The sequence below is a fragment of the Kordiimonas lipolytica genome (genome assembly GCF_001550065.1).
Genome location: NZ_LRUB01000036.1, coordinates 252,128 through 277,476 on the forward strand (window position 1 = coordinate 252,128; position 25,349 = coordinate 277,476).

At 58.1% G+C, this 25,349-nt stretch carries 24 protein-coding genes; 16 read left to right on the forward strand and 8 right to left on the reverse strand.

What is annotated here, in order from left to right; translation table 11 throughout:
* Nucleotides 1-29: 29 nt before the first annotated feature.
* Nucleotides 30-317 carry an encapsulin-associated ferritin-like protein gene (locus KORM41_RS20910; RefSeq protein WP_068153201.1) on the reverse strand — a complete coding sequence of 96 codons (288 nt, stop codon included), beginning with the start codon at nucleotides 315-317 and terminating at the stop codon, nucleotides 30-32.
* 504 nt (nucleotides 318-821) lie between these two features.
* On the opposite strand from KORM41_RS20910, the gene KORM41_RS20915 reads away from it, so the two are divergent.
* The 3 genes from KORM41_RS20915 to KORM41_RS20925 all read left to right on the forward strand — a co-directional run bounded on the left by KORM41_RS20915 (nucleotide 822) and on the right by KORM41_RS20925 (nucleotide 4,276).
* Complete coding sequence (locus KORM41_RS20915) at nucleotides 822-1,556, forward strand: hypothetical protein (RefSeq protein WP_068153203.1); 735 nt, start codon at nucleotides 822-824, stop codon at nucleotides 1,554-1,556.
* Between the two features lie 287 nt (nucleotides 1,557-1,843).
* Nucleotides 1,844-3,226 (forward strand): sodium-dependent transporter, encoded by a 1,383-nt coding sequence (locus KORM41_RS20920; protein ID WP_068153208.1) that lies wholly within the window; start codon nucleotides 1,844-1,846, stop codon nucleotides 3,224-3,226.
* 57 nt (nucleotides 3,227-3,283) lie between these two features.
* Nucleotides 3,284-4,276 (forward strand): alpha/beta fold hydrolase, encoded by a 993-nt coding sequence (locus KORM41_RS20925; protein ID WP_068153210.1) that lies wholly within the window; start codon nucleotides 3,284-3,286, stop codon nucleotides 4,274-4,276.
* Between the two features lie 33 nt (nucleotides 4,277-4,309).
* On the opposite strand, the gene KORM41_RS20930 is transcribed toward KORM41_RS20925, so the two are convergent.
* The 3 genes from KORM41_RS20930 to KORM41_RS20940 form a co-directional block, all read right to left on the reverse strand.
* Nucleotides 4,310-5,074 carry a hypothetical protein gene (locus KORM41_RS20930; RefSeq protein WP_068153213.1) on the reverse strand — a complete coding sequence of 255 codons (765 nt, stop codon included), beginning with the start codon at nucleotides 5,072-5,074 and terminating at the stop codon, nucleotides 4,310-4,312.
* 99 nt (nucleotides 5,075-5,173) lie between these two features.
* A complete protein-coding gene (locus tag KORM41_RS20935) occupies nucleotides 5,174-6,733 on the reverse strand; it encodes a DEAD/DEAH box helicase (protein WP_068153216.1) in 1,560 nt (519 codons plus the stop codon).
* Nucleotides 6,734-6,995: 262 nt separating this feature from the next.
* Entirely contained in the window at nucleotides 6,996-7,496 is a 501-nt protein-coding gene (locus KORM41_RS20940; protein ID WP_068153220.1) for a MarR family winged helix-turn-helix transcriptional regulator, read from the reverse strand.
* A gap of 84 nt (nucleotides 7,497-7,580) precedes the next feature.
* Here KORM41_RS20940 and KORM41_RS20945 point away from each other — a divergent pair, with 84 nt between their 5' ends.
* The 8 genes from KORM41_RS20945 (at nucleotide 7,581) to ettA (ending at nucleotide 14,110) form a co-directional block, all read left to right on the forward strand.
* The gene (locus tag KORM41_RS20945) at nucleotides 7,581-8,465 is read left to right on the forward strand and encodes an EamA family transporter (protein WP_068153224.1); all 885 of its coding nucleotides are present in this window, start codon (nucleotides 7,581-7,583) and stop codon (nucleotides 8,463-8,465) included.
* A gap of 3 nt (nucleotides 8,466-8,468) precedes the next feature.
* Nucleotides 8,469-9,107 carry an NAD(P)-dependent oxidoreductase gene (locus tag KORM41_RS20950; RefSeq protein WP_068153518.1) on the forward strand — a complete coding sequence of 213 codons (639 nt, stop codon included), beginning with the start codon at nucleotides 8,469-8,471 and terminating at the stop codon, nucleotides 9,105-9,107.
* A gap of 14 nt (nucleotides 9,108-9,121) precedes the next feature.
* Nucleotides 9,122-9,769 (forward strand): LysE/ArgO family amino acid transporter, encoded by a 648-nt coding sequence (locus tag KORM41_RS20955; protein WP_068153226.1) that lies wholly within the window; start codon nucleotides 9,122-9,124, stop codon nucleotides 9,767-9,769.
* A 77-nt stretch (nucleotides 9,770-9,846) separates the two neighbouring features.
* Nucleotides 9,847-10,506, forward strand: a complete 660-nt coding sequence (locus KORM41_RS20960; protein ID WP_068153228.1) for a glutathione S-transferase family protein — start codon at nucleotides 9,847-9,849, stop codon at nucleotides 10,504-10,506.
* Nucleotides 10,506-10,919, forward strand: coding sequence for a GFA family protein (locus KORM41_RS20965; protein ID WP_068153230.1), 414 nt, complete (start codon nucleotides 10,506-10,508; stop codon nucleotides 10,917-10,919). Before KORM41_RS20960 ends, KORM41_RS20965 begins: the two co-directional genes overlap by 1 nt.
* Nucleotides 10,920-10,922: 3 nt before the next feature.
* The gene (locus KORM41_RS20970; RefSeq protein ID WP_156432085.1) at nucleotides 10,923-11,390 is read left to right on the forward strand and encodes a hypothetical protein; all 468 of its coding nucleotides are present in this window, start codon (nucleotides 10,923-10,925) and stop codon (nucleotides 11,388-11,390) included.
* Complete coding sequence (locus KORM41_RS20975; protein ID WP_068153235.1) at nucleotides 11,387-12,337, forward strand: MBL fold metallo-hydrolase; 951 nt, start codon at nucleotides 11,387-11,389, stop codon at nucleotides 12,335-12,337. Before KORM41_RS20970 ends, KORM41_RS20975 begins: the two co-directional genes overlap by 4 nt.
* A 102-nt stretch (nucleotides 12,338-12,439) precedes the next feature.
* Complete coding sequence (ettA, locus tag KORM41_RS20980; protein WP_068153237.1) at nucleotides 12,440-14,110, forward strand: energy-dependent translational throttle protein EttA; 1,671 nt, start codon at nucleotides 12,440-12,442, stop codon at nucleotides 14,108-14,110.
* A gap of 48 nt (nucleotides 14,111-14,158) precedes the next feature.
* Here ettA and KORM41_RS20985 read toward each other — a convergent pair whose 3' ends face one another.
* A complete protein-coding gene (locus KORM41_RS20985) occupies nucleotides 14,159-15,400 on the reverse strand; it encodes a DUF547 domain-containing protein (RefSeq protein WP_068153241.1) in 1,242 nt (413 codons plus the stop codon).
* Nucleotides 15,401-15,615: 215 nt separating this feature from the next.
* On the opposite strand from KORM41_RS20985, the gene KORM41_RS20995 reads away from it, so the two are divergent.
* Nucleotides 15,616-16,715 (forward strand): IS3 family transposase gene (locus KORM41_RS20995; protein WP_231727364.1). Its coding sequence is split into 2 segments (ribosomal slippage): nucleotides 15,616-15,877 and nucleotides 15,877-16,715, totalling 1,101 coding nucleotides; the frame shifts between segments, so codons are not numbered across the junction.
* A 97-nt stretch (nucleotides 16,716-16,812) separates the two neighbouring features.
* On the opposite strand, the gene KORM41_RS21000 is transcribed toward KORM41_RS20995, so the two are convergent.
* Nucleotides 16,813-17,586, reverse strand: coding sequence for an MlaA family lipoprotein (locus KORM41_RS21000; RefSeq protein ID WP_068153245.1), 774 nt, complete (start codon nucleotides 17,584-17,586; stop codon nucleotides 16,813-16,815).
* Between the two features lie 276 nt (nucleotides 17,587-17,862).
* Here KORM41_RS21000 and KORM41_RS21005 point away from each other — a divergent pair, with 276 nt between their 5' ends.
* From KORM41_RS21005 to metH, 4 genes are all read left to right on the forward strand, one after another.
* Nucleotides 17,863-18,789 carry an ArsR/SmtB family transcription factor gene (locus KORM41_RS21005; protein ID WP_068153247.1) on the forward strand — a complete coding sequence of 309 codons (927 nt, stop codon included), beginning with the start codon at nucleotides 17,863-17,865 and terminating at the stop codon, nucleotides 18,787-18,789.
* Nucleotides 18,790-18,896: 107 nt separating this feature from the next.
* Nucleotides 18,897-19,805, forward strand: a complete 909-nt coding sequence (gene metF, locus KORM41_RS21010; RefSeq protein WP_068153248.1) for a methylenetetrahydrofolate reductase — start codon at nucleotides 18,897-18,899, stop codon at nucleotides 19,803-19,805.
* Between the two features lie 4 nt (nucleotides 19,806-19,809).
* Complete coding sequence (locus tag KORM41_RS22310; protein ID WP_068153249.1) at nucleotides 19,810-20,877, forward strand: homocysteine S-methyltransferase family protein; 1,068 nt, start codon at nucleotides 19,810-19,812, stop codon at nucleotides 20,875-20,877.
* A gap of 5 nt (nucleotides 20,878-20,882) precedes the next feature.
* Nucleotides 20,883-23,513 (forward strand): methionine synthase, encoded by a 2,631-nt coding sequence (gene metH, locus KORM41_RS21020; RefSeq protein WP_068153250.1) that lies wholly within the window; start codon nucleotides 20,883-20,885, stop codon nucleotides 23,511-23,513.
* A 98-nt stretch (nucleotides 23,514-23,611) separates the two neighbouring features.
* Here metH and KORM41_RS21025 read toward each other — a convergent pair whose 3' ends face one another.
* Together KORM41_RS21025 and KORM41_RS21030 are read right to left on the reverse strand one after the other, a co-directional pair.
* Nucleotides 23,612-24,520, reverse strand: a complete 909-nt coding sequence (locus KORM41_RS21025) for an MBL fold metallo-hydrolase (RefSeq protein ID WP_068153252.1) — start codon at nucleotides 24,518-24,520, stop codon at nucleotides 23,612-23,614.
* Nucleotides 24,521-24,601: 81 nt separating this feature from the next.
* Complete coding sequence (locus tag KORM41_RS21030) at nucleotides 24,602-25,135, reverse strand: PAS domain-containing protein (protein ID WP_068153253.1); 534 nt, start codon at nucleotides 25,133-25,135, stop codon at nucleotides 24,602-24,604.
* Nucleotides 25,136-25,349: the final 214 nt, after the last annotated feature.

Below are 25,349 nucleotides of genomic sequence, written 5' to 3' on the forward strand. Positions count from 1 at the left end.
CGTGCGGCTGACCTAGTCGTGTGCCTGGCCTAGTCGTGTGAAAGCGGCTTGTCGGTGAACAGATAGTCCTTCAGTTCCTTGTCGAACGTGGGGTCCTTGCGCCTGATCCATTCCATGACCATGGCGGCGTGTTCCTTCTCTTCGTCGCGGTTATGCTTCAAAATCGCCTTCAGTTCCGGGTCCTTGCAGGCATCCATGCGCTGGTTATACCAGTCAACGGCTTCAAGCTCTTCCATCAGGGACCGGATGGCGCGGTGCATGTCGCGCGTGTCGTCTGAAAGCTCGTTGATCGGTTCATGGTATCCGCCATCTGACATGTGAAGCTCCTTTGCTGTTGGTTTTACAGTCGCCACCCTAGCAAGTGCGCTAAGGCGTGTGGTTGATCATAATCAATCTGCCGGGGTTGTAAAACACAGCGTCAGATTTTGGGCATACACCCCGCCGCCATAGCGCCCAAATCCCGCAAAAAGGGCACACATTTTGGGCCATATGGACCAAAAACGGTCACTTTGGGCACTTTTTTCACACCCATAGTGCCCACCAAAATCTAGCCAAAATCGGACATTTTGAGGCTAAAAAGTGAATGTGATCACATTGGGCTTCGGGACGGTAGGATGACCCGTTTTTTTGACTCAATGATCATTATATCATTAAGGCGAATCTCGCCTCTCGGCCAGAAGCGGACTATCGTGATAGCCGACTTACTCCAGCCTAGGAATGACACTTTCTAACCCAAAACGGATAACCCTATCTTTCTCTTTTGAGTTGGTTATATGTTTTGAACAATATGCAACTAGTTTCTTCGAAGTCGAAAAATAAGCATGTCGGTTCTACATAAAGAAAATGATGAAATAAAAGTCTATGGACCATCCACCAAAGCGCTCAAGTATATGCTGCTTACATGTGGAGCTGCATCCATACCGTTAGCTATTTTAATGGTGACGAATGATGAATTTGGTCGCCTCAACTTACACAGTTGTCTCGCTATTCTCATGGTAGCGGTCATTTGCCTAAACTTGTGGACATTCTATAAAAAACTTCCTCACATAAAGCTGTCCTCAAAGGGAATCGAAGTTAGCAACGTTTTTGGCAAAAAGTTCCATTCTTGGGAAAGCGCAGGCCCATTCAGACCCCATAAACTCGATAGCAAGCATGTCCATATCGGCTATTTATGTGCGCACTCAAGAGAAACTGAGGAAATGCTCAGGCGCGGAGACAACTACATTCCTGCCGACCATGAAAACGCTGAAATCAAAATTGTCCTTCAAGGATTGTCGGCTGGCCTATCGGATGAAAAAGCTGAAGAACTTTGCCAAGAAGTGAATGATTGGCGAGAAAAATATGGTCCACAAAACAGCCCCCTTAAAAGCGCCCAACAAGACACCTTCTCGTGGGTCAAGGCAGACTTAAAGAAAAAATCGATAAAAGCTAAGATACGAACTTATTCGATTGTTGCCATAGTCATGGCTATCATTTTTTATAATGTTGTCTGGGTAGACGACCATAGCCAACTCAAGGACACCATTGGTCGCATTCAGAGGCTTATAAAGGAATAATTCACCTCCTTCTGCGAGCCATCCTAAGTGATGGCGCGCTAGACCTGGTCCGCTTCAGGCGAGGCAAGAGACTTGCGCGCTAGATAATTCTCCTGCTACTGGAACGTCCGCTCCCGGGCGAAAGCTGTCCTTCTGGGGCTGGGGTGGCAGGCATAGTATCAGTGGGCAGAGCAGCCATCGCCGCCAAGCCTGTGGCGATAAAATCTGGCGCTTCTGAAAAGCCTTGCCCCGCATCCCCTGTTCCCCCATCCTGTCCGCCACACAACTAACACCTCGGGGGAGGGCATATGGCTGGCGCCAGTTCGGGCGGGAATTCCGCCTATCCATCATTCTCATCACGCATCGCGTTTATCATCGTCACCGCCGGGTCGGCCGTGGGGCTGGGGAACGTGTGGGGCTTTCCCTATGTGGCCGGGCAGAATGGCGGTGGCGGCTTTGTGCTGATTTACCTGCTGGCGCTCGCGTTCGTTGCCGCGCCCGCCTTCATGGCGGAGCTGATGCTGGGGCGCATGGGCAAGGCCTCGCCGCCCAATGCGCTCGGGCGTTTGCAGGCGAAGGCTGGTAGCCGCCTGCATTGGCCGCTCGTGGGCTGGACCGGTCTTGTGGGCACCATTCTGGTGCTTTCCTTCTATGCCGTGATCGCGGGGCAGGCGATGGACTATGCCATTGAAGCGGCAAAGGGCGGCTTTGCGGGCTGGTCTGACCATGAGGTGCAGGCGCTGGACGCGGATTTCAAATCCAGCATGCCGATGATGGCGCTGTGGTCCGCCATCTTCATGGGGCTGACGGCGCTGATTGTCTCGTTCGACATCAACACGGGGCTTGAGAAAGCCGGCAAGGTGATGATGCCGGCGCTTTTGATGATCCTTCTTGGCATGGTCATTTATTCCGGCAACACGGGCGACTTTGGCGCGGCGGTGGATTTCCTGTTCGGCTTCCACAAGATGGATGTCACCCCCCGCCTGTTCCTGGAGGCCGTGGGGCAGGCCTTTTTCACGCTAGGGGTCGGTGTGGGCGGCATCATGACCTACGGCAGCTATATGGGCAGCAATGTCAACCTGCCGCGCGCCACGCTGTGGATTGTGGCGATGGACCTGTTTGTGGCGCTGGCCGCGGGCCTTGCCATCTTCCCGCTTGTGTTCTCAAGCGGTGTCAGCGCGGCGGCGGGGCCGGGCCTTGTGTTCCTCACGCTGCCGCTCATATTCGCGGACATTCCGGGCGGGGCCGTGGTGGCCTTCGCCTTTTTCCTGCTGCTCACGTTCGCGGCGGTCACCAGCTCCATCTCGCTCCTCTCGCCCACCGTGGCACGGCTTGAGGAAGCCGGTTGGTCCCGCCGCAAGGGCGCGGTGCTTATGGCATCGCTCGCGGTCATCATCAGCCTTCTCACGGCCTATAGCTTCGCGGGCGGCAAGCATGTGTTCCCGCTCGCTGCGCTCGGGCTTGACGGCATGACCTTCTTTGACCTGATCCGCGAAGGCGTCAGCAATTTCATCCTGCCGCTTTCGGGGCTCGCCTACGCGCTGATGGTGGGCTGGGCGCTTAGCCGCGAGGAGGTGCGCAAGGCACTGCCGATGGAAGACGGGCTGATGTTCCGCCTTTGGCACGGCGTGATCCGCTATGTCGCGCCCATTTGCATCACGGCGCTCTTTATCGGTGCGGTGGCGGGGTAGGGCTTGCCCTTTCAGGCCACAAGGCTAAGTCACGTCTGAAAGACGAGGGAGGGACGCATGAGAGCGATGGGCACACCGGATATTATCACCGCAGGCGGGTTTGACCTGGCTGTTTACCGCGCCGGGCCGGATGTGGCGGAGGCCGACAAGCCGCCCGTGGTGCTGATGCACGGCTTCCCTGAGATTGCCTATAGCTGGCGCGCGCAGATGGGTGCGCTCGCGGCCGCCGGATACCCGGTGTTCGCGCCCGATATGCCGGGCTTTGGCGCGTCCTCCGCGCCCAAGGGGCGCGAGAATTACACCATGGAAAAGCTGACCGCCGCCATGGCTGGCATGCTGGACCATTACGGTATCGAGCGTGCGGTCTTCGTCTCCCACGATTGGGGCGCGCTGGTGATGTGGCAGCTGCCCTTTTATCAGGGCGAGCGCGTGCTGGGCCTTGCGGGCCTGAATGTGCCTTTGCTGCCGCACTATCCGATGGACCCGATGGACATGTTCCGCGCCCGCTTCGGCGACAAGATGTATATTGTGCGCTTTCAAACCGAAGGCGCGTGCGAGCCGCTGCTGGAACGCGACATGGCCGCCACTTTCCGCTATTTCCTGAGGAAGCCTGACGAAAATACCGCCCGCCCGACTGACATTCCCTTCGCGGAAAAGAGCCTGGACCTGATCGGGCATCTTGAAAAAGGCGAGAGCGCCTGGGGCGGCAGCCCCTTGATGTCAGACGCGGACATCCAGGTGTATGTGGACGCGTATGCGAAGAACGGCTTTACGGCGCCCCTCAATTATTACCGCAACATGAGCGCCAACTGGCAGGACCAGAAGCGCTTCCTGGACGGGGAGGGGAATTTGCCGAAGGTAACCGTGCCCTGCCTGATGATCACCGCAGAGCTTGACCGCGCCTGCCCGCCCGAGATCGCGGTGGCGATGCCGGATATGGTTGATGACTACGAGCAGATAGACCTGATGGGCTGCGGCCACTGGAGCCAGCAGGAACGCCCGGATGAGGTGAATGAGGCGCTCCTTGATTGGATGGGCAGGCACTTCTGACGCCTGCCCAAACCGGAATTCTGATGCTTGCCCTTAGCCCGGCAGTTCGCAGCGTTGGCCGCTTTTCCTGTAGGGCGTGTCGCATTCCCAGCCGTTGCCGGAATAATCAATGTGGGCGTTCTCTGGCAGGGTCAGTGCAAGGCACTGGTTGCCTGACTGCGAAAAGCCGCGGTCGCACCGCCACCTGTCGCCGTTTTCAACCAGATAGGCGTTCTGTGGGACCGCGATTTTCACGCAGCTGTTGCCTGTAAGGGCGAAGCCGCGGTTGCAGCGCCAGCCCGAGCCATAGCTTTGTTCCACGAAATAGGCATTTGCCGGAATGATCACTTCTTCACAGCGATTGTTCTCTTCGCGGAAGCCCCGCTCGCACGACCAGCCGTTGCCATATTTCCCGTCCGTCAGGAAGGCGTTTTCCGGCAGAGCGATTTTCCGGCAGCTGTTGCCTTCGGTGCGGTAGCCACGGGCGCATTCCCAGCCGTTGCCGGACGCGGTCAGAAAGCCGTTTTCGGGCACGGCGATGGCTTGGCAGCCGCCGTCCTGTTCCCTGAAGCCGCGCTTGCACGCCCAGCCTGAGCCATAGCTGCGGCCGGTCGGGAAAGCATTTTCCGGGATTGTCAGCTTGTCACACTGGCTTTTGTTGCGCTGGTAACCGTTGTTGCAGGACCAGCCGGAGCCGTAGCGGTCCAGGCTGGCGTTTTCCGGCACGTCGACCTTGCCGTCCTGCGCGGTGGCTGGGCTGGCGACCGCCAGCATAAGTCCAAGGGCGGCACAAAGCGCCATGGGGATAGATTTGGTCATAGAGTGTCTTTCCGGTTGCGGAAGCCGCCGGAATTGGCGCCTGTCCTTGGCACAGGTGGGGAGAACCCCACCTGGTTGGTCTGGCATTTGGTGCTTGTATCAGGCGCTTCTCTGGCGACCGCTGGACCGTTCAGAGCGCGCGATATTCCCGAGCATGCGGCTGAGGCCCGCGCTGTCGCCGCCCTGATTGCCGCCCTTGCGGTGGCTGCTTTTGCTGCGGTTGCCGTTTTGGCCGTTCTGGTTGCTCTGGCCGCCATTGCCGCCATTGCCGCCCTGCGCATTCTGGCCGTTCCGGCCCTTGCCTTTTTGAGGGCGGCGTTTGCGGTTTTCACCGGCTGGTTTGGCATCAGCTTTCACCGGTGCCTGCTTCGGCTGCTGCGGGCGCTGTTCGCCAGCTTTCGCGCCTTCAGGCTTTGCCCGCCTGTTCCGCGACCGACCGCGCCCCGAGTTGCCCGCCGGTTTGCTGCGACCGCGTCCACCAGCAGAGCGCCTGCCGCCCGGTTTCTCTGGTGCCTGCTCGGGCACCAGTTCAGCGGCGCTCAGCTCGTCCAGCTCGATCTGGAAGCCAATCAGCTTCTGGATGTCGCGCAGGAACTCGCGTTCGGTTTCGTCACAGATGGAAATCGCGACACCGGTTGCGCCGGCGCGTGCCGTGCGGCCGATACGGTGCACGAACACTTCAGGCACATTCGGCAGGTCAAAGTTGAACACGTGCGAGACGCCGTCAACGTCAATGCCGCGAGCGGCAATATCGGTTGCCACAAGGATCGGCACATCGCCGCTCTTGAAGGCGTCCAGTGTGCGTACGCGCTGGTTCTGGCTCTTGTTGCCGTGAATGGCGTCGGCCTTGATACCGTTTTGTACCAGCACCTGCGCCAGCTTGTTGGCGCCGTGCTTGGTGCGGGAGAAGACGACCGCGCGGTCGATATCCTCGCGCTTCATCACGTCCACCAGAATCTGGCGTTTGTTGGCCTTTTCCACATGGATCAGCGTTTGGGTAATGCGCTCGATCGGCTTTGATGCAGGCGCCACCGATACTTCCACAGGATTGTGGAGGAAATCTTCAGCCAGGCTGCGGATCTGCTTCGGCATGGTTGCCGACAGAAGCGCCGTCTGTTTCTTGCGTGGCAGAGAGTTCATGATCCGCCGGATGGCAGGCATGAAGCCAAGGTCCAGCATCTGGTCCGCTTCATCAAGGATAACCGTGCTTGTCTGTTCCAGCATCACGGCGCCGGTGCTCATGAGGTCTTCAAGGCGGCCGGGTGTGGCCACAAGAATGTCCACGCCGCGCGACATGGCGCGGATTTGCGGGCCAGCCTTGGCGCCGCCCACGATAACAGCACTGCTGCTTTTCAGGAACTTGCTGTAGGTGCGGATGGCATCCTCGATCTGGGCGGCCAATTCGCGCGTGGGCGCAAGGATGAGTGCCTTGCAGCTTTTCGGGTACGGCATCTTGCGAATTTCATGAACGCGCTGCAAGAGCGGCAGAACGAAGGCGGCGGTTTTACCGGTGCCTGTCTGTGCGATGCCGACAATATCTTTGCCGTCTAGCATGGCTGGGATAACGCCAGCCTGGATTGGAGTTGGATGGGTGTAACCTTCCGCCGTCAGGGCACGAAGGATGGGCTCGGCAAGGCCGAGAGTATTAAATTCTTTCAAGTGTAAGCTTTCACATACCACGGTATCGCGCCAAACCCGGCTGGGCGCACCGTCAAAAAATAAATAGGGAAGCTTGCAAAGATCAGCTGCCGGGCAGTTGGGGCCTGCGGGATTTCCCGGGCCGATTTACAGGGCAACGATCTTTTAAGGGAAAATTGCTCAAGTCAGGGACCGCCAGCGATTGTTCTTTTGATTTCGCCATCTTCGCGCGGTGTGTTTGGGGCTATAGACCACGAATCGCACCAAAAAGCAAGCAAAGCCTTCATTCGGCGTCTGTCTTTTCCTCAAGGCCCGCCAGGAACTTCTTAAGAAGCGCCGTCAGGGCAACTTGGTCTTTCTCAGGCAGGGCGCTTGCCAGCCGGGCCTGCGTCTCAGTGTGGGCGGTAACGGCCTCGTCAATCAGGTCGAAGCCCTTGTCTGTCAGCGCCACCAGGAAGCCGCGTCCGTCTTCCGGGTTCTTGATGCGCTCGACCAGCCCCGCTTTCACAAGCTGGTCGATGCGGTTCGTCATGGTGCCGGAAGTCACCATGGTCATGTCCATCAGCGCGCCGGGAGACAGCCGGTAGGGGGCGCCCGAGCGCCTGAGCGTGGCCAGCACATCGAAGGCCGCCGAATTCAGACCGAACCGCGCGAAGGTTTTACCGGTTGCCTGAGAGCTGCGGGCAGACGCGCGCAGCAGGCGTCCCAGAAGCGCCATCGGCGCGGTATCCAGGTCGGGTCTTTCCTTCGCCCACTGGGCAACGATTTTGTCAACATGATCCATGGCTGGAATTTTTCCCACAGAAATATCTTGAAATCAAGATTTCTGATATTATCTTGACTTCAAGATAAATAACAAGGCTGAGTCATGAACGAGCGAGCAACCCTGGCTATCACCGCACTGGCACCCCTCATTTGGGGCAGCAGCTATATTGTCGCCACCGAATTCCTTGCGGGCGTGAACCCCTTGTGGACAGCTGCCTTGCGGGCCCTTCCGGCTGGGCTGTTGTTGCTTCTGTTGGTGCGGCGGCTACCCAGCAGGGACTGGTGGGGGCGGATATTCATCCTTGGCGCGCTCAATATCGGGGCCTTCTGGGCGCTCCTGTTCCTGGCTGCTTACCGCTTGCCGGGTGGTGTGGCGGCAACGATCATGGCGATCCAGCCGCTTCTTGTGATTTTCATTGCGCGCATGGCCTTGGGGGCACGCATCCAGCCGGTGTCTGTGTTTGCGGCGCTGATGGGCTTTGCTGGTATTGCCCTTCTGGTGCTGGGGGCGGATGCCGGATGGGACAGCCTTGGCGTATTGGCGGCGGCCGGTGGCGCATTTTCGATGGCCTTGGGCACGGTGCTGGCGCGGCGGTGGCGGCCTGATGTGTCTCTCGTCACCTTCACGGCATGGCAGCTGGCAGCTGGGGGCATTCAGCTTCTTGTGGCGGCGCTTCTTTTTACGCCCGCGCTGCCGGTGATCGACACAGGCGGCATTTGGGCACTTGCCTATCTTGCTGTGCCGGGCGCGGCGATCACCTTCCTTTTCTGGTTCCACGGTGTGGCGCGGCTTGAACCCGCGCGCGTGTCGTCGCTGGGGCTCCTCAGTCCCCTGATGGCGGTGCTTCTGGGCTGGGTGTTCCTGCATCAAAGCCTTGGTGCCCAGCAGATGGCTGGCGTGGTGCTGACACTTGTCAGTGTATGGGCCAGCCAAAATGCCGGGCGGATGCTCTTTCAATTCAAACTCTCCCCAAACAAAAGGACTTAAATGATGAATATTTTGATATTTGGCGCTGCCGGTGACGTTGGTCGCCGCGCGGTCTCTGAGGCCGTGGCGCGCGGCCACACGGTTACAGCTGTTGTGCGGCGGGCCGGGCAGTCCACCACGCTGCCGCTGGGGGTTGCCTGCCGCGTGGCGAACATCCACCCCGACAGTGTTCCCGCTGCGCTGATGGAAGGGCAGGACCTTGTGATCAGCGCCCTGCGCCCGCCTGAGGGGCAGGAGGCGCTTCTGGCGGGATTGACCCGGGCGATCTGCCTCGCGGCCAGGGCTGCGGGCGCGCGCCTGTTGGTGGTGGGCGGTGCGGCCAGCCTCAAGCTGCCGGGAAAGGACACAACGGTGTTGACGGAACCGGGCTTCCTGCCGGAACACCTGCTGCCCATCGCGCAGGCGTGCCAGGAGCAGTATGAGCTGTTTGAAAGCATGAAGGCAGATGACTGGGCCTATCAAACGCCGCCCGCCATGCTGGTGCCGGGGGAGCGCACAGGCCAGTACCGTCGCGGCCTTGACGAGATGCTGACGGACGAGGAAGGCAACTCGCAGATTTCGATGGAGGATTTTGCCGTTGCGCTGATTGATGAAGCTGAGCTAGGGCTTCATAAAGGGCGGCGCTACACGGTTGCCTACTGACAGAGGATACACCCATGATCGACCAGTGGCCCGCCTTGGCAGAAGGATTTCTTGTTTCATTCGGGCTGCTGCTCGCGATCGGGCCGCAGAATTTCTATGTGCTCAGGCAAGGCTTGCGGCACCGGCATGTGTTTGCTGTGACCACCACCACCTTTATCTCTGATGTGGCGATGATATCGCTTGGCGTGATGGGCGTGGGCCGCGTGTTTGCAGACAATCCCACCATCGCCTACTGGCTTGGCTGGGGCGGTGTGGCCTTCCTGTTGTGGTTTGCCGTGAAAAGCCTGAAGGGCGCGATCAAGCCCGTTGTTGTGACCGACGACCGGATCGAGGCATCTGCAGGGTCAGCGGCCGGGCAAGGCGTGCGCGTTGCCATATTGCATGCCATAGCATTTGCCTGGCTCAACCCCTGGGCCTATGTGGACACGATGGTGCTGATCGGTGGTGTCAGCGTGAAATACGCCACAGACGCTGCGCGGCTGGCGTTCCTCATAGGCGCGGTGGTAGCGTCCGCCAGCTGGTTTTATGCCATCGGATATGGTGCCAAGAAAGCCGCGCCACTCTTTAAAAAGCCCATCACATGGCGGGTGCTGGACGGTGTTATCACAGCCGTGATGCTGGGGGTGGCTTTGATGCTGGCGCGGCATCAGCTGGGCGCCTAAAGGACGGTTGCAAAGATACGGAAACTGGTTCAAGCTTGCCCCCTTGTGACGACCGAAAGTAGTACGAGGGGGACAAGATGCAGCTTTGTGGACACAGCGTTTCACCCTATTTCGAGCGGGTGGTGATCGCCCTTGATATGAAGGGTGCTTTGGACCAGGTGGAACTCGCGGGCGTGCCCGGCGGCTTCAAGTCTGACGAGCATTTCAGCTTGCATCCCATGGGCAAGATTCCGTTCCTGATCAAGGATGACGGCACCAGCATCACCGAAGGCCAGGTGATCGCGGAATATCTGGACCGCGTGCTCGACGGCCCTGACCTGACACCCCATGATTTCGAACAGGCGACGCAGGGGCGCCTGATCGCCCGCATTCTGGACCTTTACTATGCCGAAGCCGTGCGCCCCTATGGCCGCCTGGCCTTCGGCGGCGAGGCCACGGATGCCGAGGTTGAAAAAGCCAAAACGCAGGATATCCCGGCGGCTTTCACCTATCTTGAGAAATATATGGGCGAAGGGCTGTTCGCGGTGGGCGATAGCTGGACGCTGGCGGACGCCGCGCTGATTTCGCATCTTTATTGGTATGGGGCGCTCAAGGTGCGGTTTGGGCTTGAGGGCTACGGTCGCTGGCCGAAGCTGGATACCTATTGGAACCATGTGAAAGACACGGATATCGTGACCCGTTCGTTCGACCGGGTGAAACATTCCTATGATGAATTCTTTGGCGGGGACGACAATTGATGGGCGAGGCCACCTATACGGCGCGCTGCCTGTGTGGCGCAGTGAAAGCAGAGATTGCGGGCAAGCCCCTGTGGGTCAGCCACTGTCACTGCCCATCCTGCCAGAAGGCCACCAGCGCGGCGTTTGCCACCTATGTGGGGTTTGACGCCGCGGCGGTGCATTTTCTGGGCGACGAGGCCAAGCATTATAAATCCAGCCCTGGGGTAAAAAGGCGCTTTTGCGGCGACTGTGGCAGCCCTGTTTCCTTTGAGGGTGAGGCATGGCCCGGTGAAATCCACTTGCATGCGGGCTTTATCAATGAAACCGATGACCTGCACCCCGAAAGCCATGTTTATGTGCGCAGCCGCAAGCCATGGGCCAAGACAGACGACGGCCTGCCCACCTACCGCATGTTCCCTAGGGATGAGGGTTAGGATGTGAGCCGGATCAGGTTTGGACTGATGGCGGTATTGATGGTGCGGGGGCTTCTAGCAATAGGTACCCCACTCCTGATGTTCCTGACCGGCGCGCAGCAATTCCTTGAGAGGTTTTTGGAGCCTGAAGTGACTGGGGCTTCTTTTGGCCTCAAGCTCTTTGCAGCGATTTTCGCGCTATTCTGTCTCTGTGTCCTGCCCTTCGCCTATCGGTATGCCATCAGTGGCCGGCTGACTTTCCTCAGGTGTGTTCTCCTGGGCGCGGTTGGGGCGACCGTGCCTACCGCCACTCTGGCTGCTGGCCGGATGCTGCAACTTGACCCAGCGTCATTTGATATCAATTTCCCACTGTCGACATCATCCTTCGCGTTTGTTTTCGGCACGATCAGTGGGGTCTTGTTCTGGATGTTTGGCGCCGTGGCCGCCATGTTGCTACCGGATTTCAGCAATTTTTCAAAGGATGAGGTATGAAGGATACTTTTGCCGCGCTAATACTGTCAGCTCTAACGGCGTCGTCGGGCGTGTATGCGCAGGCCGATATTGAGAGCTTCTGTGCCGACTTGCCGCGCCCAGCATATAGCGCGCTTGAAAAGCGACCAGAGAGCACCGGGTGGTTCGAACTTTATACGGTCGCCCCCGGCGTGACAGCCATCTATGAACCCTTCCAGTGGCAAGAAGTGATCAGCTACCTGATCGAGGGCGAAAACCGGGCGATCCTTTTCGATACCGGCAATGGTATTGAGGATATCAAGGCGGTGGTGGACCGGCTGACGGACAAGCCCGTTACCGTGATCAACAGCCATTCACACTATGACCATGTGGGCGGCAACCACCAGTTTGGTCGCATTCTGTCGGTTTCCACCGATTTCTCGCGCGAGATGGAACATGGCCTGCCGAATGAGGCAGTGCACGAAGAGCTCTCAGGCCCGGCCTTGTGCAAAAGCCCGCCATCGGGCGCAACGGCAGAAACCCACGCGATCAAGCCCTACAGCATCACCGGCACGGTGAAAGAGGGTGACGTGATTGACCTTGGCGGGCGCAAGCTGGAGATTTTGCAACTGCCGGGACACACCAGCGACGCCATAGCGCTTTTGGAGCGGGAGACCGGCTACCTGTGGATTGGCGATACTTACTACAATGGTCCGATCTGGCTGTTCGCGCCGCAGACCGACCTGAAGGCTTACCGTGCGTCCATTGCCCGGCTTGTGGCGCTCGCACCAACACTGACCAAGCTGTTCCCGGCGCACAACACGGCGGTCGAGGACCCAAGCGAGCTTGCCCGCGTGCAGGCGGCGTTTGAAAAAGTGGTGACAACGGACCTTGCGCCCGATGCGGTGGAGGACGGCATGGCCGAATTTCGCTTCGACGGCTTTTCCTTCATCATGCGCCCCGATAACCGGCATATTGGCGACGAGTGACGAGTAGAGTTTTCAACGCTGCACACATCGCTTGTCCCGCGGGCGATTCTGCGTTAATTGAGGCGCAAAGTTTTTTCAGATAAGAATAAGGATCAAAGCCCGATGGCTGCCTATCAATATGTCTATCAGATGCACAAGCTCACCAAACAGTATCCTGGTGGCAAGCAGGTTCTGAACGGTATTTCCCTCAACTTCCTGCCCGACGCGAAAATCGCGATCATCGGCCAGAACGGTGCGGGTAAATCGACGCTGATGAAAATCATGGCGGGCTATGACACCGAATTCGGTGGCGAGGCCTGGGCCGCAGAAGGCATTCGTGTGGGTTACCTGCCGCAGGAACCGCAGCTGAACGAAGACAAGGACGTTCTGGGCAACGTGATGGAAGGTCTGGCCTCCACGCAGGCGCTGGTGGACGAGTTCAACCAGGTGGCTGGCGACTACGGCATGGACCCTGAGAATATGGACCTCCTGAACCGTATGGGCGAGCTGCAGGAACAGATCGACGCCGCAGACGCGTGGGACCTGCAGTCTCAGGCCGAAGTGGCGATGGACGCGCTTTGCTGCCCGCCGAACGATTGGTCTGTGGATAAGCTTTCGGGCGGTGAGAAACGCCGCGTTGCGCTTTGTAAGCTGCTGCTTGAAAAGCCTGAAATCCTGCTGCTCGATGAGCCGACCAACCACCTTGACGCCGAAACCGTCGCCTGGCTCGAAAAATTCCTGCAGAACTACAAGGGCTGTGTGATCCTCGTGACCCACGACCGCTACTTCCTCGATAACGTGGTGGGCTGGGTGCTTGAGCTTGACCGCGGCCAGGGCATTCCGTTCGAGGGCAACTATTCAGCCTGGCTTGAAATGAAGACCAAGCGGATGGCGCAGGAAGAACGTGCTGATAAAGCCCGCCAGAAAGCCATGAATGATGAGCTTGAGTGGATCAGGCAGTCTCCAAAGGCGCGTCAGGCGAAATCCAAGGCACGGATCAAGGCCTATGACGAAATGCTGGAGCAGCAGCAGGAGCGTGTGGCCGGCCCGGCGCAGATCAAGATCCAGCCACCAGCCCGCCTGGGCGGCAAGGTGATCGAAGCCAAGGGGCTCACGAAGGCGTTTGGCGACAAGCTTCTGTTTGACGGCCTCGACTTCAGCCTGCCACCGGGCGGCATCGTGGGTGTGATCGGCCCGAACGGCGCGGGTAAAACCACGCTCTTCAAGCTGATTACCGGTCAGGAAAAACCTGACGCTGGCACCATTGAAATCGGTGACACTGTGCAGCTTGGCTATGTGGATCAGTCGCGCGACGCGCTGGACGCAAACAAGAACGTCTGGGAGGAAATCTCCGGCGGGCACGACATGTTCTATTTCGGCAAGCATGAAGTTTCGACCCGGGCTTATGTTGGCGCCTTCAACTTCAAGGGCGGCGACCAACAGAAGAAAGTTGGCCTGCTGTCGGGTGGTGAGCGGAACCGCGTGCACCTGGCGAAGATGCTCAAGGAAGGCGGCAACGTATTGCTGCTCGATGAGCCGACCAACGACCTTGACACCGAAACCCTGTCTGCGCTTGAAGAAGCCCTTGAGAACTTCGCTGGCTGTGCTGTGGTTATCAGCCACGACCGCTTCTTCCTTGACCGGATCGCAACGCACATCCTGGCGTTTGAAGGCGACAGCCATGTGGAATGGTTCGAAGGCAACTTCGAAATGTACGAAGAAGACAAGAAGCGCCGCCTGGGGGCAGATGCCACCCAGCCGCACCGTATCAAATACCGCAAGTTCACGCGCTAGGCGCTGCGTGCAAGTAGATACAGGAAAGGGGCCTTTCGGCCCCTTTTTTTATTGTTCCGGTTGGTTCTCTGACGCTGGTTCATCCGGCGCTGGTTCATCCGGCGCGTCATAAACTTCTTCAACCTCGACTTCGCCTTCTCGGTTTCGCTGGTTCTTCATATGAATTTTCTTGACCATATCCACCATATGGATCGGGAAGCGCGTCAGTGACTGGTTGTGGGTGATGGCCGTGTTGCCCCAGGCCGACGCCACCGCCGCTTCGCCAGCATACTCGCCGCCCACGAAGCTATAGTCCGCACCGCTGTTGGTGAAGGCGTTCAGGAAGGCGGCCGGGTTGCTGCTGGCGGACGAGCGCGAGCGGTTGCCGCCATAAAGGTCGGCGATATACCAATTGCGCTGGTCGGTGCCCACGCGGCTTGAGGCCGCCTTCAGTTTGTCTGCGAACACCGGCTTCGCATAGCGCAGCAGGTGGGCCTTCATATCGGTTTCAAAATCAGGGAACAGGGCGGCGTTGACCTCATAGAACATGGAGGTGCGGATGATGCGTTCACGAACAAACGCCCCCCGGTTGGAGTTGATGAACTCGCGCGCGTTGGCTTCAAGCTGATGCCATACGCGCACGCCGGTATAGGCCTCGTCGCGAATGTTCGGCCCGCCAATGAAGCCCTGAAACAGGCCATACATGATCAGCGGATTGCGGTATTTCGGGATCAGGATCTTGTGGTGGATGTCGTTCAAGGACAGCGGAATGCCTGCGACAGTCAGCACCTTTTCGTCCCAGAGCTGCGGGTAATGTTTCTTCAGGTTGGTTTCAGGGAAGACCTTGGCGATCTGGCTGATTACCGTGAGGTTATAGAGATTGAGCCAGTAAGCCAGCTGCTCCTTGCTGCTGAATTGGTTGAGTGGTACGGCGCTTGGGACTTTCTCAAGGTCGCGCCTGAGGGCCACCAGCACATCGAGGTTGTCACCCAGGAAGGCATGGAAGTCGATGCGGTTGCCTTCGGTTCTGGTGCTGCCGCGTGAGCCTGTTGAGATACGGGAACCCGTACGTGGCACTGTCTTGCCCGCGGTTGACCTGTCAGAATGGCCGGTTTCCCAAACGGTCTGGCTGAGGATCGCGGACAGGTCCTTATAGTCGATCGACATGGGCGAGTCCGGCGTGTCGCCCTTGAAGGCTTCGATGGCTGTGTCCGGGGTGACTTGTGCTTTTGCGGCGGGGGCGGGAGGAAGCGCGAGCGAAAGTGTGGCGGCAAGCAGGGCAGCAGCCCGTGAAAAATGTCTCTTTGTCATGATTATTCCCCCTCTAAAGCGTTTTAACTCCCGGATACTCGCAATGTTGGAACTACACGAACTTGGACAACCAAAGATTACACTTACCTCATCAAAAGTTTGAATTTTTTTACTTTAGTCACGAAAAAGCCCGCAAACACTTGGTAATACCCCCAATATTTAGCGGTACTCAAAAGTAGAATTTTCTCGTAATGAACACGGAGGAGATTTTACGAATGAAGAAGTCACGTTATTCCGACAGTCAGATCATCAGCATCCTGAAGCAGGCGGAGGCGGGTGCGCCTGTGCCTGAGCTTTGCCGGGAACATGGCATGAGCAACGCCAGCTTTTACAAGTGGCGTGCAAAATACGGCGGCATGGATACCTCGATGATGGCTAGGCTGAAGGAATTGGAAGCCGAGAACGCTCGTCTGAAGAAGATGTATGCTGACGTCCAGCTCCAGAATGATGTCATCAAGGAAGCTATGGCAAAAAAGTGGTAAAGCCGTCCCGCCGACGTGAGATGGCAAAAATTGCTGTCTGCAAGGGGCGGCTGAGTATTCGGGCAGCCTGCCGTGCTTTTACGATCAGCGAGACCTGTTACCGCTACGAACCGAAGCTTTGTGACGAGAATGCCGAGATAGCGGACTGGCTGATTGGTATCACGGGCCGCCAGCGAAACTGGGGCTTCCAGATGTGTTTCCTGTATCTGCGTAACGTCAAGGGCTTCAAATGGAACCACAAGCGCGTTTATCGCATTTACAGGGAACTGGAGCTCAATCTGCGGATCAAGCCGAAGAAGCGCCTGTACCGGGAGAAGCCTGAGCCTCTGGCGGAACCTGAGCAGATCAATGACATCTGGTCCATGGACTTTATGCATGATCAGCTCAGTGATGGCCGTAGCTTCCGGGCCTTCAATGTGATTGATGACTTCAACCGTGAAGCCCTGAGCATCGAGATCGACTTCTCCCTGCCAGCAGGCCGTGTCATCAGGGCTCTTGATCAAATCATTGAATGGCGCGGCAAGCCGCTTGCCATTCGCTGTGATAATGGCCCCGAATATGTAGGTCATCAACTGGCAGCATGGGCTGAAAAGCATGGCATTGGCCTGCAGTTTATCCAGCCAGGTAAACCACAGCAGAATGCCTATGTGGAACGGTTTAATAGGACGGTCAGGTACGATTGGTTGAACCAGTATATCTTTGAAACCATCGAGGAGGTGCAGGAAGCTGCCACAAAATGGATGTGGACTTATAACAACGAGCGGCCGAATATGGCGCTCGGCGGCATCACGCCGAAACAGAAACTGGCCATGGGCATGCCCATGGCTGCATAAAGCTTCTACTTTTGAAGCCCCCTAAATATGGGGGTATTACCACTTGGCTGCGGGCTTCCGAAAGTTGGTTGGGGAATGGACTGTTGCCAAGAAGGGATTACTGCGGGTCTTCCTCTTCCAGCTCATCCTCAAGGTCGTCGAAGAAATCATCCTCGCCTTCAAGGGGCGGTGGGTCGCCGTCATAAATTTCATAGCGGCGGTTCTGCCAATAGACAGTGCGGGCAAAGACATAGGGGTCGTCTTCCAGATACAGCTCCTTCAGCACATCGTCATACTGGACACGCAGGTCCCAGGCGTCGACGGCGGTACGTGCGAGGCTTAGGTCCCAGAACTTGCCTTTTTTATCAAGCGCCATTGCCGTGGGATCATAGAAAACATAGGTGGCGAAACCTGTGGTATCCCGAAGGTTGGATGGGCCAAGGAACGGCAGCACGATATAGGGGCCGTCTCCAAAGCCCCAGGTCGCCAGGGTCTGGCCGAAGTCTTCGCTATGATACTCAATGCCCATTCGGTCTGATACCTTAAAGAGGCCGGCGATCCCGATCGTGCTGTTGATGACGAATCGGCTCAGCGTCTTACCCGCGCGCTTGAACTTCAACTGAAGGATATCGTTGATAAAGACCCAAGGCTCGCGCAAGTTACGCATCGCGTTCGATATGCCGTCGCGGGGCGGCTTGGGTACGACGGTCTTATAGACAGCAACCGCCGGACTGATAACCGTTTTGTCGGCTGCCTCATTGAAAGCGAAGATGGCGCGGTTCATTGGCTCCAGCGGGTCGCTTACGCTGGCGGAGGGGCCGTTCTCTGGCGTTGAGGCACACGCAGCGGTCAGTAGCAGCAGGCCCAGGGCAATAAACTTGCGAGCTGTCATATGGGTTTCCGTTCAGGCGTTTCCATAAGGGCCGTTCTGGCGCGGCCATTTGTTATAAAATTTCGCGCTTTTATGCGCAATACCGCCGCAATGTGGCAACACGCGGGCTGTCCTTCAAGTCTATAGCCTAAAAAATCCATTTGCATACAGTCACAAAATGCGGAGCGGATTTAGAAAATGACGCGCGAAGCGTAAGAATTTCACGCCTTTACAAATATAAAGAAATCTTTATATTGCATGCAAACGCCACCGGATATTCCAACAGGGAAGCAAGGCATGGATGAACTTTTGGCAGCGCTTAGAGCCGTCGGGGAAGCAACCCGGCTTCGCATTCTGGCCCTTCTTGGGCGGGGCGAGCTGACTGTGGGTGAGCTTGTCCATATCCTAGATCAAAGCCAGCCCCGTGTCTCGCGTCATCTGAAATTGATGGGTGAGGCCGGTATCCTTGACCGCTTCCAGGAAGGCACTCAGGTGTTCTACCGTCTGGCGGATCGGGGTGTCGGGGCAAGGCTCAATGACGCGCTTCTGCCGCTTGTGGCTGATGATGATGACAGCCTTGAGGCGGACCTGAAGGCACTTGATGCCATCCGGACTGAGCGGTTCGAACGCGCCCAGGCTTATTTTCGTTCGCACGCCGAGGAGTGGGACCAGATCCGGTCGCTCTATGTGGCGGAAGCGGAAGTGGAGCAAGCGCTGCTGGACGTTCAGGGTGGCGGCAAGGTTGGTCGGCTGCTGGATGTCGGCACAGGTACAGGGCGCATGCTGGATGTGTTTGCGGCGCAGGCTGAGCAGGCGCTGGGCATCGATGTGTCCCGAGACATGCTGGCGGTGGCGCGCGGTAACCTGGCCCACAAGGGCCTGCAGAACTGCCAGGTACGGCTGGGCGATATGTATGACCTGGGCCTAGACGATGGCAGCCAGGACCTGATCATTTTTCATCAGGTGCTGCACTTTGCCGATGACCCGGCCAAGGCGATCCGCGAAGCTGCGCGGGCGCTTGGCAAAGGTGGCAGCATCCTGATTGCGGATTTCGCGCCGCACACGGAAGAATATCTGCGCGACGAGCAGGCGCACAGGCGCCTTGGCTTCGCGGACGAGGAAATCACGGCCATGGGCGAAAGCGCAGGGCTGAGCCGAACTGATCTCCGCCATCTGGACGGCGGTAAATTACGAGTAACAATCTGGCGGTTCGACAAAGTTTAAAATGATGGGCTCTGAAACAAGTTCAGGGTGACGAATTTAGAAACTGGGAAAAGTACCAGAGGCGAAGCCGAAGGACTTTTTCTGAAGGTTAGTTGAGGAGTAGGGCAATGGCCCAGCGTTATAATCCACATGGTCTGCATTCGCTTTTCGAAGAAGCGGTGAGTGACGTGAATGTTTCTTTCGAATTCTTCCCGCCCAAGACGCCAAAGATGGAAGAAACCTTGTGGAATTCCATCAAGACGCTTGAAGAGCTGAACCCGAAGTTTGTTTCCGTCACTTATGGTGCGGGCGGCGGCACGCGGGAGCGCACCCACAATACGGTGAAGCGGATGGTTGAGGAAACGAGCCTCGCGCCCGCCGCGCACCTGACGTGCGTTGGGGCGACAAAGGCCGAGATCGACGAAGTCGTGCGCGATTATTACGACGCCGGTGTGCGGTCCATCGTGGCGCTTCGGGGCGATCCACCAGAGGGCACCTGCCGTTATGAGGCGCACCCGGGCGGCTATGCAAACGCGGCTGAGCTGGTTGAAGGCATCCGGAAAATTGCCGATTTCGATATCTCTGTTGGCGCATACCCGGAAAAACACCCGGACAGCCCAAGCCTGGCAGCGGACCTTGATAACCTGAAGCGCAAAGTGGACGCGGGCGCGAACCGGGCCATCACCCAGTTCTTTTTCGAACCCGACCAGTATTTCCGCTTCCTGGATCACTGCGATTCATACGGCATCAATGTGCCGATCGTGCCGGGCATTTTGCCCGTGACCAACTATACAACGCTGAAGAATTTTGCCAAAACTGCGGGCGCCAGCGTGCCCAAGTGGCTGGGGGACCTGTTTGATGGGCTTGATGACCGGCCGCAGACGCGCCAACTGGTGGCTGCGACGGTCGCCGGCGAGATGGTGCGCAGGCTTTATGCGGGCGGTGTCCGCGATTTCCATTTCTATACGCTCAACCGGGCGGAACTGACGTACGCGATTTGCCATATGCTGGGTATTCGCGCCGGACAGGAGGGTTAGGGTTATGACAGACCGGACAGCACTTCTTGAGAAACTCGCAAACGAGCGCATCCTGGTGATGGACGGTGCCATGGGCACCATGATCCAGAAGCACAAGCTTCAGGAAGCCGACTATCGCGGTGAACGCTTCAAGGACTGGCCGTCGGACCTGAAGGGCAATAATGACCTTCTGGTGCTGACAAACCCGGACGTGATCGCGGGCATCCACGCTGCCTTCCTTGAGGCCGGTGCGGATATCATTGAAACCAACACCTTCAATGGTACCACCATTTCCATGGCGGACTATGACATGCAGGAGTTCGCTTATGAAATTAACCTTGAGGGCGCCAAGCTTGCCCGCCGGGTTGCGGATGAGTGGACCGAGAAGACGCCCGACAAGCCGCGTTTTGTCGCGGGCTCTGTGGGCCCTACCAACAAGACGCTTTCTGTGTCGCCGGACGTGAACAACCCTGGCTTCCGCGAAGTGAATTTCGACGACGTGGTCAAAGCCTATAAAACGCAAGTTGAAGGCCTGATGGACGGCGGCGTGGATATCATCCTGATTGAAACAGTGTTCGACACGCTGAACGCCAAGGCGGCGATTTTCGCCACGCAGGACGTGTTCGAGGAACGCGGCACAGAGCGGCCGATCATGCTTTCCTGCACCGTTACCGATATGTCGGGCCGGAACCTTTCGGGCCAGACCATCGAGGCCTTCTGGTATTCGGTGAAGCACGCCAAGCCGTTCACCATCGGCCTCAACTGCGCATTCGGCGCGGAGCACCTGCGCCCGCACGCCGTGACGCTTTCGGCCATTGCCGATACGCGCGTCGCCATTTACCCGAACGCGGGCCTGCCGAACGAGATGGGCGAATATGACGAAAGCCCGGACGTGACTGGCGCGCACCTGAAATCATGGGCGGAAGAGGGCCTCCTCAATATCGTGGGTGGCTGCTGCGGCACCACGCCAGAGCATATCAGGGCCATCGCCGACGCGGTCGCGGGCATTCCGCCCCGCAAAGTGCCGACCATTGCGCCTGCCATGCGGCTTTCCGGCATCGACCCAATTTCAATCATCAACGCGGCTGAGTAAGTATCATGAGTAAACCAACGGCCCAGTTCATCAATGTCGGCGAACGCACAAACGTCGCCGGTTCCGCCAAATTCAAGAAGCTGATTTTTGAAGGTAACTATGAAGAAGCTGTCTCCATCGCCCGCCACCAGGTGGAAGGCGGTGCGCAGATCATCGACATCAATTTCGATGACGCCATGCTGGACGCCGAAGAGGCCATGGAAACCTTCCTGAAGCTGATTGCAGCAGAGCCTGATATCGCCCGCGTGCCGGTGATGATCGACAGCTCCAAATGGAGTGTGATCGAGACCGGCCTCAAGTGTGTTCAGGGTAAGGCGGTGGTGAATTCCATCAGCATGAAGGAAGGCAAAGAGCCATTCGTTGCGCAAGCGAAACGGATTATGCGTTATGGCGCCGCCGTGGTTGTAATGGCGTTTGACGAAAAAGGCCAGGCCGACAGCATCGACCGCAAGTATGAGATCTGCAAAAAGTCCTACGACATCCTGGTGAACGAAGTGGGCTTCCCGCCGGAAGACATCATCTTCGACCCCAACATTTTCGCGGTGGCGACCGGGATTGAAGAGCATGATAACTACGGCGTGGACTTCATTGAAGCCACTCGCCTGATCAAGAAAAACCTGCCGCACGCCAAGGTTTCCGGCGGTGTGTCGAACGTGTCCTTCTCGTTCCGGGGCAATAACCCGGTGCGCGAGGCCATGCACAGCGTGTTCCTCTATCACGCCATCAAGGCGGGGATGGACATGGGTATTGTGAACGCGGGCCAGCTGACGGTTTATTCCGATATTCCGGATGACCTCAGGGAGCGGGTCGAGGACGTGATCCTCAACCGCCGGCCGGACGCCACGGAGCGGCTTCTGGAAATCGCAGACGACTATAAAGGGCAGGGCGCCAAGGCGCGGGTAGAGGACCTTTCGTGGCGCGAACAGCCGGTTGCAAAGCGGCTTGAGCACGCGCTGGTGAAGGGCATTGCCGATTATATTGAGGAAGACACAGAAGAAGCCCGACAGCAGTTTGACCGCCCGATCCAGGTGATTGAAGGCCCGTTGATGGACGGCATGAATGTGGTGGGTGACCTTTTCGGTGCGGGCGAAATGTTCCTGCCGCAAGTGGTGAAATCCGCGCGCGTGATGAAACAGTCAGTGGCCTACCTTCAGCCGTTTATCGAGGCCGAAAAGGAAGAGGGCAGTAAGGCCAAAGGCCGCATCGTGATGGCGACCGTGAAGGGTGACGTGCACGACATTGGCAAGAATATCGTCGGCGTGGTGCTGCAGTGTAACAATTTCGAGGTGATCGACCTTGGCGTGATGGTGCCGTGGGCGGATATCCTGAAGGCGGCGAATGATCATGACGCCGACATGATTGGCCTTTCCGGCCTGATCACGCCAAGCCTTGACGAGATGGTGACCGTGGCGTCCGAGATGAAGCGCGCCAAGTTTGATATGCCGCTGCTGATCGGCGGTGCCACAACCAGCCGCGTACACACGGCGGTGAAGATCGCGCCTGAGTATGACGGCCCTGTAACCCACGTGCTGGACGCGTCCCGCGCGGTGGGTGTGGCCAGCCAACTGGTCAGCGAAGACGGCAAGGCGGCCTTTGTCGAGAAAACCAAGGCGGAGTATGACGAGATCGTGCGCAAGCGCCTGGCGAAGCCGAAATCGGACCGCCTGGTGGGGCTTGAGGACGCGCGCAAGAACAAGGCAACGCCTGATTTTGACGCCTTCACCCCGGTGCGCCCAAGCTTTACGGGCACGCGTGTGTTCGACGATTTCCCGCTTGAGGACCTCATCGAGCGCATCGACTGGACACCCTTCTTCCGCACCTGGGAACTGGCGGGCACATATCCCGCGATCCTGGAGGATGACGTGGTGGGCGAAAGCGCGCGCAGCCTGCTCGCTGACGCCGAGGCCATGCTGAAGACCATCGTTGAAGAAAAGTGGCTGACCGCGAAGGGCGTGGTGGGTTTCTGGCCTGCGAACGCAGATGGTGACGACGTGGTGCTTTATACCGGCGATAACCGGAATGAAGAGCTCAGCCGCGTGCATTTCCTCCGTCAGCAAATCCAGAAGCGGGAAGGCCGCGCCAATGACTGCCTGGCCGATTTCATTGCGCCCGAGGGCACCAAGCCTGACTGGATGGGTGGCTTTGTTGTAACGGCGGGCCACGGTATTGAGCCGCATCTCGCGCGCTTCCAGGCCAATCACGACGACTATAGCGATATCATGCTGAAGGCGCTGGCCGACCGGCTGGCGGAAGCCTTTGCCGAGAAGATGCACGAGCTGGTGCGCACGGAGCTTTGGGGCTTTGCGGCTGATGAGGACCTGACGAATGAGGAAATCATCAAGGAGCGCTACACGTCCATCCGCCCCGCGCCCGGTTACCCTGCGTGCCCGGACCATAGCGAAAAGCCAGAGCTGTTCCGCCTGCTGGATGCAACCAACGCCACCGGCGTGGAACTGACCGAAAGTTTCGCCATGACGCCGACAGCGGCTGTTTCGGGCTATTATTTCGCGCACCCGGACGCGCACTATTTCGGTGTGGGCAAGATTGGCGAAGACCAACTGGCGGACTATGCGAAGCGCCGCGGCGTGGATATCGAGCAGGCAGCCCGGTGGCTCAGGCCCAACCTGGCTGACTGACCCAAATCGTCACTCACCGGCTTGACCGGTGAGTCCATGTTGCGCGCTCGTGGGTGTACCACTGGATTCGCCGATCAAGTCGGCGAATGACGAGCGGTTCAGGGCGTGAACACGTCCAGGTCACTGGCGGAAATGATCGCGCCTTTGTATCCCGCGTCGCGGATTTCCTGCACCAGATCAGGGTCTGACGTGCCCCAGTAAAGCTGGTGCGTCAGCACCAGAAGCTTGGGCTTGGCTTTGCCGGCGAGTTCAGCCAGCTCAGACGCCGATGTGTGGAAGCTTTTGTGATACTTCTGCCAGACGGGCTCGCGCCGGCGCCAGCCCGCGTCGGAATAGACCTCATGCACCAGAATGTCTGCGCCCCTTGCGGCTTCCAGCAGGCGGCCGCTCGGGCGCGCATCGCCGGATACCACTATGGTTTTTCCGCCCGCTTCGAACTTGAAGCCGTAAGCTTCATCCCAGCTGCCGTGTAGCACCGGGATCGCGCTGATTTTGATCGATGGCGTGTCGACAAGCAGCTTGTTCTGGCCAATCTCATGCACGGTCACCTTGAAGCCGTCAGGGTTGGCGGGCTCCAGCCCGTTCAGCCGCATCGCCACATCAACCGCATAAGCTTTCGACAGATGTGCCACCATATCTGCGCTGCCAGTGGGGCCATATAGCGTCAGCGCGTGGTCGCGCTCCAGCACCCAGGGCGTGAACATAAGGTCAGGCAGGCCAAGCGTATGGTCGGAATGCAGGTGGGTGATGAACACATGATCCAGGTTCGGCTGCGCCAGTTCCGGCACGCCTTTTTGCTGTGCTGCGGCGGCACGGCGCACAACGCCCGGGCCCGCATCCACCAGATAGGCTTTGCCCCCAAAGGTGACGGCAAGCGCAGGTCCTGACCGGGCCGGGTCCGCGTTCGGTGTACCGGTGCCCAGCATCACAAGCTTCATGGCGTCCTCAGAATAGGCGCTGGCGGTGAACAGGCTGATGGTCAGAATGAAAATGGCTATCCGGCGCATGAATGTCCCCGTTTGTTGCAGTGCCGGGAACTATGGCATGGATGCCGCGCGCGGGGGAGGGCTAATTGCCGGGAAGCAGGATCAGGAAGAAAAGGGGTGGAACATGATGCCATACAGGATCATGTCTACCGTATCGCCGTCCTTGGAAAGCGGCAGTGCCAGCACGGAATAATGGTGGAAGTTTTTGGGTGCCCATTTGGCCTGGATGTTGGTGGCATAATAGGGCTGCAGGTTATGGGTGAGCGTGACGGCCCGCTTGATCACGTCGTCTGAATTGGGGAATTGGCTCCAGGTTTTGCCCGTCAGGTCCACGCCGCTGTCTTCGGCGATCTGGGTGCCGCACAGGCGGAACGTGAACTCAGGGCTGTGGCCTTTGGTGTCAACATCCACCAACGCGATATGAGGCAGCAGGCGGGTCAGCTCAAGGGGGCTGAAGTCCCCGCGGCAGGGAAGTTTCCCCAGGCTTGATTTCTTATCTATCCAGAACTGGTAAAGGGCCGCCAGCTCCGACTGGCGGATTATGGCCTCGGCGTTATCCTCATAAAGAACGCCAGCGCTCGGCGCACCTGCGGAGCCGCCGGACACAAGGTCCCTCAAAATTGAAATGCCAGCCATGGTGGCGCAACCTTTAAAAACTCGAAACTGGCTGCTGTTTACCTGAAAATACGATTTGGTTAAAGAAAATTTACCTAAAATTTGAAGGAAAAGTGCGGGTTACAGCTGGATTGTGGGGAACAAAGCACGAATGAGCAAGATTGTGTCGGCATACCCGCCAGCGCCGCAATTTACCGCGCTTTTCTTGCCTGCAAAGCGGTGGTCCGGCAACCGT